The following is a 12,711-nucleotide window of genomic DNA, read 5'->3' as shown; positions in this document are numbered from 1 at the left end:
CCTCGCCGGAAAGCGCGCGGGGCGTGTGGATTCCGTCCGATCGCGGGTATCGGCGCCGGACAGGCAGAAACGGAAAGGTGCGCCACGATGCCGATGATGACGAGCGGACGCCGGGTGAGGAAGAGCGAGCTTCCGGACACGATCAAGCGGTCGGACGCCAAGGCGCAGCGGACCTTCGCCAAGGCGCACGACTCGGCGGTCGACGAGTACGGGGAGGGGCAGCGCGCCCACCGCGTCGCCTACGCGGCGCTCAAGCACACCCACGAGAAGGTCGGCGACCACTGGGAACCGAAGCCCGGCGGTGCCAAGGGGCCCTCCGACAAGCAGGCGGAGGGCGGCCGGAACACGCGGCGCAAGACCGCGGGCGGCGTGGACGCGAACGCCTCGAAGGAGCACCTCTACAACCTCGCCAAGCGGCTGGGCGTCTCCGGCCGGTCGACGATGTCGAAGGGCGAGCTGGTCAAGGCGATCGAGAAGGCCAACAACCGCAAGACCGCCAAGGCGAGATCCTGACGCCCCCGCCGCCGCTCAGTACTCGCTCAGGCGCGCGCGGGCGGCCTCGACGGTGGGCGGCACGGGGCGCCGGGCGCGGGCGAGCGCGGGCAGGGCGCGGGCCGCTGCGGCGAGGCCCGCGCGGCCGTCGCGGCTGGTGAGGGCGGACGCGGCGGTGCGCGCGACCACCGGGAGGGGGCGCCGCAGCCACGCGGTCAGCAGCCGGTTGCGGGCCTGCCGCCTGCGCCGGGCCGCCGGGTCGCGGCCGACGGTCGACGGATGGTGGTGGACGACCAGCTCCGGCACGTAGGCGAGGCCCCACCCGGCGGCGGCGAGGTCGAGCGCGAGAAGTTCTTCTTCGCCGCCGAAGTGCAGGATGTCGGAGAAGCCCCCGGCGTCGAGGAACGCGTCCCGGCGGACGACGGCCGAGCAGGCGAGGAACCCGAGGACGGCCGGTCCCGGGAGCGCGTCCGGCCGGCCGAGGGGCGCGCGGCCCATCTGCTCGGAGACGGGTTCCAGCCGCTCCTCCTCACCGACGAGGACGCGGGCGGCGAGCAGGGCCGTCCGGGGATGGGCGTCGAGGATGCGCGCGGCGCGCCGCAGCGAACCGGGCGCCCACCAGGAGTCGTCGTCGGCGAAGGCGACGTAGCGGGTGGCGGCGTGCCGGGCCCCGGCGTTGCGGGCGGCGGCGCCCAGGTTGCGCGGCTGGCGCAGCACGGTCGCCCCGGCGGCCTCGGCGACGGCGGGGGTGTCGTCGGTGGACGCGTTGTCCACCACGATCACCGGGGCGGTGTGCCGGTCGAGGCTGCGGCGCAGCTCGGGGGCGCGGTCGCGGGTGGCGACCACGATCGTGACGTCCGCGTCGGCCTCGTCCGGCATGCCTCGCGCTCCGCCGGCTGACGCTCCGCTGGCTGACATGGCGGCCGCTAGCTCACGTAGCGGCGGGCCGTGGACGCGCGCTGGGACGCCTCCAGGCGGCGCAGCCGGGCCTCGACGTCGCGGGGCAGCGTCCGGCGTTCGCGGACGACCCAGGGCGCCCCGGCGGCGGCCTCGGCCAGGGCCGCCGCGCTCACGCGGTCGCGCGGCAGCGTGCGCAGCAGCCCGGCGGTGCGGCGGACGGCGGTGGGCAGCGGGCGGCGCAGCCACGTGAACCACAGGGTGTTGCGGATGCCGTGGCGGCGCCGGAGGTGCGGCTCGCGGAGCGGGGACGGCTCGTGGTGCACGACGACGTCCTCGGCGAAGCACAGGTGCCAGCCGAGCGCCATCAGGTCGGCGCTGAGCAGCTCCTCCTCCCCGCCGAGCCACAGCCGCGCGGAGAAGCCCCCGGCCTCGCGGAACGCCTCCGTCCTGACCATGGAGGCCCCCGCGAGGAACGATCCGAGCGCGGGGCCCGGGAGCCACTCCGGCCCCGGGACGGGCGAATGCCGCAGTTCGGGGACGATCGGGTCCTCACGGGCGCCGGGCTCGACCATGATCCGCCCGGTGACCACGGCGAGCCGGGGGTGCGCGTCGAGCAGGTCGGCGGCGCGGTCCGGCGCGTCCGGGTCCCACCAGGTGTCGTCGTCCCAGAACGCCAGATAGGGGGTGCGGACGTGGTCGGCGGCGAGGTTGCGGGCGACGGCGCCGAGGTTGCGCGGCGAGCGGATCAGCGTCACCTCGGGGAACCGCTCGGCGACCGCGTCGGCGGAGCCGTCCCGCGAGGCGTTGTCGACCACGATGATCCGCGGCCCATCCCCCGGCCGCTCCCCTGCCCGTTCGCCGATTCGCCGTGCGCGGGCGAGGACGGCGAGCAGGGATCGGCGCCGGTCCCGGGTGATGACGACCACGGTGAACCGCATGGACCGGCCAGTACCCATCGTCGCCCGCACCATGTGTTCCTGTCCATGTTCATGAACTTCGTGGCCATCAGACACGACTTTCCCTGTTTGTTGGTTTAGCCACCTCCGTCTCGGCTATGTCCGGAATCACCTATAGGGGATTTCGCGAGCGGGCGAGACAGCCCGGAGGCCGGTGCCCAGGACGAGGGCAGCGCCCACATCACCGAACGCCGAGCCGAGATGGGGCTCTTATGCGCGTGCTCGGAATCAATGCGATATTTCATGACCCGGCCGCTGCGCTCACCGTGGACGGCACCGTCGTCGCCGCCGCGGAGGAGGAGCGCTTCAGCCGCCGCAAGCACGGGAAGCGGCCGGTGCCCTTCTCCGGCTGGGAACTGCCGGAGCAGGCGGCGCGCTGGTGCCTGAAGGAGGCCGGGCTGGAACCCGGCGACCTCGACGCCGTCGCCTACTCCTACGACCCGTCCCTGGTCGAGTCCGGCCTCAGCGGCCACGACGCGCAGTGGGAAGGGCTGCGGACGCTGTACGCGCGCCGTGCGCCGAACTTCCTGGCGACGGCGCTGCCCGGGCTCGACCCGGGGATCGTCCGGTTCGTCCCGCACCATGTCGCGCATGCCGCGTCCGCCGCGCTCGCGGCGCCCGCACCCGGGTACGGCGACGTCCTGGTGCTGGACGGCAGGGGGGAGTCCCATTCGCACCTGGCCGGGACGTATGAGAACGGCGTCCTGACCACGCTGCATGCGCAGCGCCTCCCCCACTCGCTGGGCCTGATGTACGAGGACCTCACCGAACACCTCGGTTTCCTGCGGTCCAGCGACGAGTACAAGGTCATGGCGCTCGCGTCCTATGGAGAACCGCGTTTTCTGGACGAGTTGCGCGAGCACGTCCTGGCGACCGGGGACGGCGGCTTCAACGTCGCCCAGATCGACTGGGGCGCGCTCACCAAGGCCCGCACGCCGAACGGTGAATGGACGCGCGACCACGCCGACCTCGCCGCGAGCGTCCAGACGCGTCTCGAAGAGGTGCTGCTCGACCTGGCGGCCTGGCTGCACGGCCGCACCGGCTCCCGGCGGCTGATGCTCGCCGGGGGCGTGGCGCTGAACTGCGTCGCGAACTCCCGGCTGGCCGAGGCGGGCCCCTACCGCGACATCTGGACGCAGCCCGCGGCGGGCGACGCCGGGACGGCGCTGGGCGCCGCGCTCCACGTGGCCCGGGACGGCGGCGACACTCCCACGGCCATGCCGGGCGCGGACCTCGGCCGCCGGTGGGACGACCACGAGATCGCCGCGCGGCTCGACACCGCCAAGATCCCCTACGAGCGGCCGCGCGACCTCGCCGCGACGGTCGCCGACGCGCTCGCGCGCAACGAGATCGTGGCGTGGTTCCAGGGCCGGTCGGAGTTCGGCCCGCGCGCGCTGGGGCACCGCTCGCTGCTCGCCCATCCCGGACACGCCGGCAACATCGAGCGGCTCAACGACGTGAAGGGCCGCGAGCAGTTCCGTCCGATCGCGCCGATGGTCGCCCTCGACCACGCCGCCGAGGTCTTCGACGGCCCGCTGCCGAGCCCGTACATGCTGTTCGTGCACCGGGTGAGACCGGGTTGGCGGGAGCGGATCCCCGCCGTCGTGCACGTGGACGGCACCGCCCGCGTCCAGACGGTCGACGCCGTCGACGAGCCGCTCGTGGCCCGGCTGCTGGCGGAGTTCCGCGACCGCACGGGGCTGCCCGTCCTGGTCAACACGAGCCTGAACACCGCCGGGCGGCCGATGGTGGACGACCCGCGCGACGCGCTGGAGTGCTTCGGCTCCGCGCCGGTCGACCTGCTCGCCATCGGCCCGTACGTGGTGCGCCGCCGGGAGGTGCACGCCCGATGAGCTGCACAGTGGTGATCCCGACGATCGGCAGGCCGAGCCTGCGCGTCACCCTGCACACGCTGCTCACCGCGTTGGAGGACGGCGCCGGACCGGCGCCGCACGAGATCATTGTGGTGGACGACCGGCCGGAGCCGGGCGCCCCGCTGCCGTTGCCGCCCTCGGCCGGGGCAGAGGTCCGGGTGATCCGCTCCGGGGGGCGCGGGCCCGCGGCGGCGCGCAACGCGGGCTGGCGCGCGGCCACCACCGAGTGGGTCGCCTTCCTGGACGACGACGTGGTGCCCGAGCCGAAGTGGCCCGCCCGGCTGGCCGACGACCTCGCGGGCCTGCCGCCGCGGGTCGCCGGTTCGCAGGGGCGGCTGACCGTCCCGCTGCCCGGGGCCCGGCGTCCGACGGACTGGGAGCGCTGCACCGCCGCGCTCGCGGGCGCCGACTGGATCACCGCCGACATGGCCTACCGGCGCGGCGTGCTCGCCGCGCTCGGCGGCTTCGACGAGCGGTTCCGCCGCGCCTACCGCGAGGACGCCGACCTCGCGCTCCGCGTGCTGGACGCCGGGCACGCCCTCGTGGTCGGCGACCGGCGGCTGACCCACCCGGTGCGTCCGGCGGGGTTCTGGGCGTCGGTGCGGGCGCAGGCCGGGAACGCCGACGACGTGCTGATGTGGCGCGTGCACGGCCGGTCCTGGCGCGAGCGGGCGGGCGAGGGGCGGGGCCTGCTCCGCCGCCATGTCGCCACCACGGCGGCCGGGCTGCTCGCCGTCGCCGCCGCGCCCGTGGCGGCCCTTCGCGGCGGGCGCGGCGCGGCCATCCTCGTCGCCGCCGGAGGCACCTGGGCGGCACTGACCGCGCGGTTCGCCTACGAGCGGATCCGGCCGGGCCCGAGGACGCCGGGCGAGGTGGCGAAGATGCTGGTCACCAGCGCCGTCATCCCGCCGGTGGCGGTCCGGCACCGGCTGCGGGGGTTGGCCGCGCACCGCCGGGCCCGGGCGTGGGGCGGGCCCCGCGTGGTGCTGTTCGACCGCGACGACACGCTGATCAGGGACGTCCCCTACAACGGCGACCCGGCGCGCGTCGAGCCCATGCCGGGCGCGCGGCGCGCCCTCGACCGGCTCCGGCGGCACGGCGTGCGGATCGGCGTCGTGTCCAACCAGTCGGGGGTCGCGAAGGGCCGCATCACCCTCGGGGACGTGCGGCGCGTCAACGCCCGCGTCGAGGAGCTCCTCGGCCGCGTCGACGTGTGGGAGTTCTGCCCGCACGACGGCGCCGACGCGTGCGAGTGCCGCAAGCCGCGCCCGGGGATGATCGAGCGCGCCGCCGAGCGGCTCGGGGCGCTGCCGTCCGACTGCGCGGTCATCGGCGATATCGGCGGGGACGTCGAGGCCGCGGCCGCTGCCGGGGCGCGCGGCATCCTCGTCCCGACCGGGCGGACCCGGCCGGTGGAGATCGCGCGGGCGGTCGAGACGGCCCCGACGCTGGAGGCCGCCGTCGACCTGCTCCTCGGCGGGAGGCGGCTGGTGTTCGAGGGGAGGCGGCGCCGATGAGGGTTCTCGTCGCACGCCAGGACAACGTCGGCGACGTGCTGCTCGCCGGGCCCGCCGTGCGGGCGGTGGCCGCCCGCGCCGACGAGGTCGTGCTGCTGTGCGGGCCGCGCGGGCGCGCCGCCGCCGACCTGCTGCCGGGCGTCGACCGCGTCGTCGAGTGGTGCGCCCCCTGGATCGACCCCGACCCCGACCGCGTCGCCGTGGACCCGGCCGACATCGACCGGATCACCCGCGAGCTGCGCGGGTTCGACCGGGCGCTGATCCTGACCTCGTTCCACCAGTCGCCGCTCCCGCTAGCGCTGCTGCTGCGGCTCGCCGGGACGCCCTGGATCGGCGGCATCAGCGAGGACTACCCGGGGTCGCTGCTCGACCTGCGGCACCGTCCGGACACCGACGTCCCCGAGCCGCTGCGGATGCTCGCGCTCGCCGCGGACGCCGGGTTCCCGGCCCCCGCCGACACCCGGTCGCGGGTCCGCGAACCGCTGCCGGGCACCGAGCACCTCACCGGCGGCCCCGGGTACGTCGTCGTGCATCCCGGGACGTCGGTCCCGGCGCGGGCCTGGCCGCCGGAGAACTGCGCGGAGGCGGTGCGGCTGCTGGCCGCGACGGGGCACCGGGTCGTCGTCACCGGCCACGGGGACGAGAAGGAGCTGACCGCGCTCGTCGCCGGGGAGGACGGCCTCGACCTCGGCGGGCGCACGACGCTGCCGGAGCTGGCGTCCGTGCTGGCGGGCGCGCGCGCCGTCGTCGCGGGCAACACCGGTCCCGCGCACCTCGCGGCGGCCGTGGGCACCCCCGTGGTGTCGCTGTTCGCGCCGACGGTCCCGGCGGCGCGCTGGGCGCCGTTCGGCGTCCCGGTGGCGCTGCTCGGCGACCAGGACGCGCCGTGCCGGGACAGCCGCGCCCGCGTGTGCCCCGTCGAGGGGCATCCGTGCCTCGCGCGCGTCGGCGCCGCCGAGGTCGCGGCGGCCGTCGAGTCCGTCGCCAGGGAGGTGGCCGCGTGATGAGGGTGCTGATGTGGCATGTCCACGGGTCGTGGGCGACGTCGTTCGTGCACGGGCCGCACACCACGCTCGTCCCCGTCCTCCCCGGCCGGGGGCCGGACGGCAGGGGACGCCCCGACACCTTCCACTGGCCGGACCGCGCGATCGAGGTGACGCCGGAACGGCTCCGCGCCGAGGACGTCGACGTGGTCGTGCTGCAACGGCCGCACGAGCTGCGGCTGGCCGAGGAATGGCTCGGACGCCGCCCCGGACGCGACGTCCCCGCCGTCTACGTCGAGCACGACACCCCCCGCCGGACCCCGGCGGACGTGGGGGCGCCCGAGGAGGTCGTGCCCGACAGCCGGCACTTCCTGCACGACCGCGCCGACATCCCCGTCGTCCACGTCACCCACTTCAACCAGGTGTTCTGGAACTGCGGGCGGGCCCCGACCCGCGTCATCGAGCACGGGATCGCCGACCCCGGCCACCGCTACACCGGCGACATGCCGCGCGGCGGCGTGGTCATCAACGACCCGCTGCGCCGGGGCCGCGTCTGCGGCACCGACCTGCTCGCGGAACTGGCCGCCGCGCTGCCCCTGGACCTGTTCGGAATGAACGTCACGGGCGCGCCCGGGCGCCTCGGCATCGCCCCCGAGTCGCTCTGGACGTTCGAGGACCTCCCGCAGGCGCGGATGCACGAGGAGCTCGCGCGCCGCCGCGTCTACGTCCACCCCTACCGGTGGACCTCGCTCGGCCTCGCGCTGATCGAGGCCATGATGCTCGGCCTGCCGGTGGTGGCGCTCGCCACCACCGAGGCGGTCGAGGCCGTACCGCCCGAGGCCGGGGTGCTGTCCACGCGCGTCGCCACCCTGGCGGACGCGGCGCGGGCCCTCGCCGCCGACCCACCGCGCGCTCGCCAGCTGGGCAAGGAGGCGCGGGCCCATGCCGTCGACCGGTACGGCCTGCCGCGATTCCTGCGCGACTGGCAGCGAACACTCCAGGAGGTAGCGCGATGAGGATAGCGATGGTCTCCGAGCACGCCAGCCCGTTGGCCGCCGGTCCCGCGGCGGCCGCGAAGGGGTTGGGCGGGGCGGACGGCGGCGGCCAGAACGTGTTCGTCGCGGAACTGGCGGGCGAACTCGGCCGGCAGGGCCACGACGTCACCGTCTACACGCGGCGGGACGCGCCGGACCTGCCCCGCCGGGTCCCGTTCGCGCCCGGTGCGACCGTCGAGCACGTCCCGGCGGGCCCGGCCGAAGCCGTCCCCAAGGACGACCTGCTGCCCTGGATGCACGACTTCGGCAGATACCTGGAACGGAGCTGGGCGGCGGACCCGCCCGACATCGCGCACGCCCACTTCTGGATGAGCGGGCTCGCGGCGATCCAGGCCGCGCGGGCGTCCGGGGCGTCCGGGGCGGGGCGCGGGCCGGGGGCGCGGCGGGTGCCGGTGGTGCAGACCTTCCACGCGCTCGGCACCGTCAAGCGCCGCCACCAGGGCGGCGCGGACACGAGCCCCGCCGCGCGCCTGCGGCTGGAGCGCATGGTCGGCCGCGCCGCCGACGCCGTGATCGCCACCTGCTCCGACGAGGTCGCCGAGCTGGCCGCCATGGGCGTCCCGTCCGAGCACGTCCACGTGGTGCCGTGCGGGGTCGATCTCGACCTGCTCACGCCCGGCGGGCACACCGGCGGCGGGCGCGACCGGCACCGGCTGGTGGTGCTGTCCCGGCTGGTCGAGCGCAAGGGCGTCGACACCGCGATCCGCGCCCTCGCGTCCCTGCCCGACGCCCGGCTGAGCGTCGCGGGCGGGCCGCCGCGCGGCGGGCTCGACGGCGACCCCGAGGTGGCCAGGCTGCGGGACGTCGCGCGGGAGGCGGGCGTCGCCGACCGGGTGGAGTTCCTCGGCCGGCTCGGCCGCGCGGAGGTCCCGGCGCTGCTGCGCTCGGCGAGCCTCGTCGTCACCCTGCCCTGGTACGAGCCGTTCGGCATGGTGCCGCTGGAGGCCATGGCCTGCGGCGTCCCGGTCGTGGCGACCGCCGTCGGCGGCCATCTCGACACGGTCGTGGACGGCGTCACCGGCCTGCTCGTCCGCCCCCGCGACCCCGCGGACGCGGCGCGGGCGATCCGGACGCTGCTGGACGAACCGGTGAAGCGCGCCGCGCTGGGGTTCGCGGGCAGCGCCCGGGTCCGCGAGCGCTACTCCTGGACGCGCGTCGCCGCCGGCACCGTCACGGCCTACGAGCACGCCGCCGCGCTGAGCGGGGTGGCAGCATGACGACGCACACGAACGCTCCACGCTCGGACACGGCGCACGTGGAGGCGGGAGGCGACGCGTCCACCGGGCATGACCGGCGGCTGGAGGCGCTCGCGGAGGCCGCGCTGCGCTTTCGCGAGCAAGTGCCCACGATCGAGGCCTGGGGATACCGGCTGGCCGAGGTGCTGCGCTCCGGCGGACGGCTGCTGGCCTGCGGCAACGGCGGCAGCGCGGCCGAGGCCCAGCACCTGACCGCCGAGCTCGTCGGCCGGTTCGAGGCCGGAAGGCCGCCGCTGTCGGCGATCGCGCTGCACGCCGACACCTCCTCGGTCACCGCGATCGCCAACGACTACGGCCCGGTCACGGTGTTCGAGCGGCAGGTGCAGGCGCACGGCCGTCCCGGCGACGTGCTGATCTGCCTGTCCACCAGCGGCCGCAGCCCCAACGTGATCGCGGCGGCGCACCGGGCCCGGCGGCTCGGGATGTCCGCCTGGGCGATCACCGGGCCGGGGCCGAACCCGCTCGCGCGGGCGTGCGACGGCGCGGTCACGGTCCGGGCGGGCGCGACGTCGACCGTCCAGGAGGTCCACCTCGCCGCGATCCACGTGCTGTGCGGGGTGGTCGACGAGGCGCTCGGGGTGGCGCCATGACCGCGCCCATGACCCCGCCCATTGCCGGGCCGCTCGTCGTGGTGGGCGACGTCCTGCTCGACATCGACATCGTCGGCAGCAGCAGCCGGCTCTGCCCGGACGCGCCCGTGCCCGTCGTCGAGCAGGCCGAGGAGCGGGCCCGTCCCGGCGGCGCGGGCCTCGCCGCGCTGCTGGCGGCGGCCAGCGGGCGAGAGGTCGTGCTCGTCACGGCGCTCGCCGACGACGAGCCCGGCCGGCGGTTGCGCGCGATGCTGGAGGAGCACGTCGAGGTCGCGGCGTTCCACCTGCACGGCGCCACGCCCCGCAAGCTGCGCATCCGCGCCGTCCCGGCGGGCGCGGGAGGCCGCCATCCGGCGGACTGGTCCAGCGGCCAGTCGATCGCGCGCCTGGACACCGGGGAGGGCCACGCCCTCGACGGGCCCGTCGGCCCGCGCGTCGCCGACGCGGTCTCCGCGGCCGGGGCCGTGCTGGTCTCCGACTACGGGCGCGGCGTGGCCGGGCACCGCGCCGTCCGGTCGCTGCTGGAGGCGCTGCCGCCGCGGGTGCCGGTCGTGTGGGACCCGCATCCGCGCGGCGAGGCGCCGGTGCCGGGCGTCCGGCTGCTCACCCCGAACTCCGAGGAGGCCGCCCGGCTCGCCGCCGCCGACGGCGCCGACATCACCGGTTTCGGGCTGTCGGCCGCCGGGCGCCGGGGACGGCACCTCGGCCGCGTGTGGGGCGTCGACGGCGTCGCGATCACGCTCGGCGCCGAGGGGGCGCTGCTGTGCGACGGGTCGAAGACGCCGTTCCTCGCGCCCGCCCGTCCCGCGCGCGGCGACGCGTGCGGCGCGGGCGACAGCTTCGCCGCCGGGGCCGTCGGCGCGCTCGCCGACGGCGCCTCGCTGACCACGGCGGTCACCGAGGGCGTCCACCACGCGTCGGAGTTCGTCCGGGCCGGGGCCGCCACCGCCGTCGCCGCGCGGCTCGCCGACAGCGGCACCGCCCGGCTCGTCCCCGAGCGGGGCGAGGACGCGTGGGACATCGTCGAGCGCACCCGCCGGGCGGGCGGCACCGTCGTCGCGACCGGCGGCTGCTTCGACCTGCTGCACGCGGGCCACGTCAGCCTGCTCCAGCAGGCGCGGCGGCTCGGCGACTGCCTGATCGTCTGCGTCAACTCCGACGCCTCCGTCCGGCGGCGCAAGGGGCCGTCGCGGCCGGTGACGCCCGCCGCCGACCGCGTCCGGGTGCTGGAGGCGCTCAGCGACGTCGACGCGGCGGTCGTGTTCGAGGACGACACCCCCGCCCCGCTGCTGGAGCGGCTGCGCCCGGACGTCTGGGTCAAGGGCGCCGACTACGCCGGGACGCCGCTGCCCGAGGCCCGGACGGTCCGCGCCCACGGCGGCGAGGTCGTCCTGCTGCCCCTGCTGGAAGGGCGCTCCACCACGCGCCTCCTGTCGACCACGAAGGGAAACGCATCATGAAGGTCCTCATCACCGGGGGCGCCTCGGGTCTCGGCGCGGCCGTCGCACGCGCGGTCGCCGACGGCGGCGGGCGGCCGCTCGTCCTCGACCTGCATCCCCCGAAGGACGACTTCGAGCACGTCCAAGCCGACCTCGCCGACCGCGCCGCCACCGAACGCGCCGTGCACGAGCTGGCACGCGGCGCGGGCGGCCTCGACGCCGTCGTCACCGCCGCGGGCATCGACGCGTGCGGGACGCTCGGCGACGTCCCCGCCGAGGACTGGGAGCGCGTGATCAGCGTGAACCTGCTCGGCACGGTCGCCGTCGTCCGCTCCGCGCTCCCCTACCTGGAGCACGGGCCGGGCGGGCGCGTGGTCACGGTCGCCTCCACGCTGGGGTTGAAGGCGCTGAGCGACGCCACGGCGTACTGCGCGTCCAAGTTCGGCGTCGTCGGGTTCTCCCGGGCGCTGGCGGCGGAGCTGTCCGGACGGGTCGGCGTCACGATGGTCGCGCCCGGCGGCATGGACACCGCGTTCTTCGACGACCGCACCGACCAGTACAAGCCGGGCCCGGACGCCAAGCTCAACCGTCCCGAGGACGTGGCCGCGACGATCCTGTTCGCGCTCTCCCAGCCCCCCGGCTGCGAGGTGCGGGAAATGGTCGTCTGCCCCTCCGAAGAGCCGTCGTGGCCGTGACCGCCGCGCGCGCGGCGGTGCTGCGGGCGCTCGGTCTCGGCGACATGTTGACCGCCGTTCCCGCTCTGCGGGCGCTGCGGCGGGGGATGCCGGGGGCGCGGATCACGCTCGCCGCGCCGCCCGTCCTCGCCCCGCTCGCCCGCGCGACCGGCGCGGTCGACGACGTCCTCCCGCTGGACGGCCTGGGCGTCCCGCCACCGGCGGGCCGGGTGGACGTCGCCGTCAACCTGCACGGGCGCGGGCCCGAAAGCCACCGCCTCCTCGCCGGTCTCGCGCCGGGCCGCCTGCTCGCGTTCGCCTGCGCCGACGCGCCGCACACCGGCGGCCCGGATTGGGACCCGGACGAGCACGAGGTCGACCGCTGGTGCCGCCTCGTCACCGCGTACGGGTTCGCCGCCGACCGCGCCGACCTGTCGCTGCCCGTCCCGGCCGAGGCGTCGCCCGCGCCGGGCGCGATCGTGATGCACCCGGGCGCCGCGTTCCCGGCGCGGCGTTGGCCCGCCGAGCGGTTCGCGGCCGTCGCGGCCGCGCTGGCGGACGGCGCCGCGCGGGTCGTCGTCACCGGCGGCCCGGACGAGACATCCCTGGCCCGCCGCGTCGTCCGGCTCGCCAGGCTGGACGAGACCGCCGACCTTTCCGGCCGCACCTCCCTGCCGGAGCTGGCCGCGCTCGTCGCCGGCGCCCGCCTGGTGATCTGCGGCGACACCGGCGTCGCGCACCTCGCGACCGCCTACCGCACCCCGTCGGTGCTGCTGTTCGGCCCGACATCGCCCAGCCGGTGGGGGCCGCCGCCCGACCGGGCCGAGCACCGCGTCCTGTGGACGGGCCGCACCGGCGATCCGCACGGCCGCGAGCCCTGCCCCGGCCTCCTGGAGATATCCGCCGACGTCGCCGTCGAAGCCGCCGAGAAGACGCTCGCCCACACGGCGAGCACGCAATAACCGATGAGAGGGG

Annotated in this window: 12 protein-coding genes; 10 read left to right on the top strand and 2 right to left on the bottom strand. The window is 76.6% G+C overall.

Features of this window, described 5'->3' with window-relative positions; all coding sequences use genetic code 11:
• Positions 1-87: 87 nt before the first annotated feature.
• Positions 88-513 (top strand): ChaB family protein, encoded by a 426-nt coding sequence (locus K2F47_RS00900; RefSeq protein ID WP_242900724.1) that lies wholly within the window; start codon positions 88-90, stop codon positions 511-513.
• 15 nt (positions 514-528) lie between these two features.
• Here the strand turns inward: K2F47_RS00900 and K2F47_RS00895 are convergent, their stop codons facing one another.
• Together K2F47_RS00895 and K2F47_RS00890 are read right to left on the bottom strand one after the other, a co-directional pair.
• Positions 529-1,371: a glycosyltransferase family 2 protein gene (locus K2F47_RS00895; RefSeq protein ID WP_242900723.1), complete on the bottom strand. Its 843-nt coding sequence runs from the start codon at positions 1,369-1,371 to the stop codon at positions 529-531.
• A gap of 47 nt (positions 1,372-1,418) precedes the next feature.
• Positions 1,419-2,348, bottom strand: coding sequence for a glycosyltransferase family 2 protein (locus K2F47_RS00890; RefSeq protein WP_242900722.1), 930 nt, complete (start codon positions 2,346-2,348; stop codon positions 1,419-1,421).
• Positions 2,349-2,560: 212 nt separating this feature from the next.
• On the opposite strand from K2F47_RS00890, the gene K2F47_RS00885 reads away from it, so the two are divergent.
• From K2F47_RS00885 to K2F47_RS00845, 9 genes are read left to right on the top strand one after another with little or no spacing between them, the layout of a single operon-like run.
• Entirely contained in the window at positions 2,561-4,201 is a 1,641-nt protein-coding gene (locus K2F47_RS00885; RefSeq protein ID WP_242900721.1) for a carbamoyltransferase family protein, read from the top strand.
• Entirely contained in the window at positions 4,198-5,739 is a 1,542-nt protein-coding gene (locus tag K2F47_RS00880) for an HAD-IIIA family hydrolase (protein ID WP_242900720.1), read from the top strand. Before K2F47_RS00885 ends, K2F47_RS00880 begins: the two co-directional genes overlap by 4 nt.
• Positions 5,736-6,743 (top strand): glycosyltransferase family 9 protein, encoded by a 1,008-nt coding sequence (locus K2F47_RS00875; RefSeq protein ID WP_242900719.1) that lies wholly within the window; start codon positions 5,736-5,738, stop codon positions 6,741-6,743. Before K2F47_RS00880 ends, K2F47_RS00875 begins: the two co-directional genes overlap by 4 nt.
• The gene (locus K2F47_RS00870) at positions 6,743-7,738 is read left to right on the top strand and encodes a glycosyltransferase (RefSeq protein WP_242900718.1); all 996 of its coding nucleotides are present in this window, start codon (positions 6,743-6,745) and stop codon (positions 7,736-7,738) included. The genes K2F47_RS00875 and K2F47_RS00870 overlap by 1 nt, the downstream gene beginning before the upstream one ends.
• Positions 7,735-8,994 carry a glycosyltransferase gene (locus K2F47_RS00865; RefSeq protein WP_242900717.1) on the top strand — a complete coding sequence of 420 codons (1,260 nt, stop codon included), beginning with the start codon at positions 7,735-7,737 and terminating at the stop codon, positions 8,992-8,994. The genes K2F47_RS00870 and K2F47_RS00865 overlap by 4 nt, the downstream gene beginning before the upstream one ends.
• Positions 8,991-9,623, top strand: coding sequence for a D-sedoheptulose-7-phosphate isomerase (locus K2F47_RS00860; RefSeq protein WP_242900716.1), 633 nt, complete (start codon positions 8,991-8,993; stop codon positions 9,621-9,623). Before K2F47_RS00865 ends, K2F47_RS00860 begins: the two co-directional genes overlap by 4 nt.
• Complete coding sequence (gene rfaE2, locus K2F47_RS00855) at positions 9,620-11,083, top strand: D-glycero-beta-D-manno-heptose 1-phosphate adenylyltransferase (RefSeq protein WP_242900715.1); 1,464 nt, start codon at positions 9,620-9,622, stop codon at positions 11,081-11,083. The genes K2F47_RS00860 and rfaE2 overlap by 4 nt, the downstream gene beginning before the upstream one ends.
• Complete coding sequence (locus K2F47_RS00850; RefSeq protein WP_242900714.1) at positions 11,080-11,757, top strand: SDR family oxidoreductase; 678 nt, start codon at positions 11,080-11,082, stop codon at positions 11,755-11,757. Before rfaE2 ends, K2F47_RS00850 begins: the two co-directional genes overlap by 4 nt.
• Entirely contained in the window at positions 11,748-12,698 is a 951-nt protein-coding gene (locus K2F47_RS00845) for a glycosyltransferase family 9 protein (protein ID WP_242900713.1), read from the top strand. Before K2F47_RS00850 ends, K2F47_RS00845 begins: the two co-directional genes overlap by 10 nt.
• Positions 12,699-12,711 lie beyond the last annotated feature (13 nt).

The sequence above is a fragment of the Actinomadura terrae genome (assembly GCF_022751215.1).
Taxonomy (GTDB): domain Bacteria; phylum Actinomycetota; class Actinomycetes; order Streptosporangiales; family Streptosporangiaceae; genus Spirillospora; species Spirillospora terrae.
Note: the sequence above shows the minus strand (reverse complement) of the source record. Positions and strands in the feature narration are given on the sequence as shown.

Bases quoted from the DNA above. Each gene is read 5' to 3' on its own strand.
- K2F47_RS00900 (WP_242900724.1), top strand. From the start codon at position 88: ATGCCGATGATGACGAGCGGACGCCGGGTGAGGAAGAGCGAGCTTCCG.
- K2F47_RS00895 (WP_242900723.1), bottom strand. From the start codon at position 1,371: ATGCCGGACGAGGCCGACGCGGACGTCACGATCGTGGTCGCCACCCGC.
- K2F47_RS00890 (WP_242900722.1), bottom strand. From the start codon at position 2,348: ATGGGTACTGGCCGGTCCATGCGGTTCACCGTGGTCGTCATCACCCGG.
- K2F47_RS00885 (WP_242900721.1), top strand. From the start codon at position 2,561: ATGCGCGTGCTCGGAATCAATGCGATATTTCATGACCCGGCCGCTGCG.
- K2F47_RS00880 (WP_242900720.1), top strand. From the start codon at position 4,198: ATGAGCTGCACAGTGGTGATCCCGACGATCGGCAGGCCGAGCCTGCGC.
- K2F47_RS00875 (WP_242900719.1), top strand. From the start codon at position 5,736: ATGAGGGTTCTCGTCGCACGCCAGGACAACGTCGGCGACGTGCTGCTC.
- K2F47_RS00870 (WP_242900718.1), top strand. From the start codon at position 6,743: ATGAGGGTGCTGATGTGGCATGTCCACGGGTCGTGGGCGACGTCGTTC.
- K2F47_RS00865 (WP_242900717.1), top strand. From the start codon at position 7,735: ATGAGGATAGCGATGGTCTCCGAGCACGCCAGCCCGTTGGCCGCCGGT.
- K2F47_RS00860 (WP_242900716.1), top strand. From the start codon at position 8,991: ATGACGACGCACACGAACGCTCCACGCTCGGACACGGCGCACGTGGAG.
- rfaE2 (WP_242900715.1), top strand. From the start codon at position 9,620: ATGACCGCGCCCATGACCCCGCCCATTGCCGGGCCGCTCGTCGTGGTG.
- K2F47_RS00850 (WP_242900714.1), top strand. From the start codon at position 11,080: ATGAAGGTCCTCATCACCGGGGGCGCCTCGGGTCTCGGCGCGGCCGTC.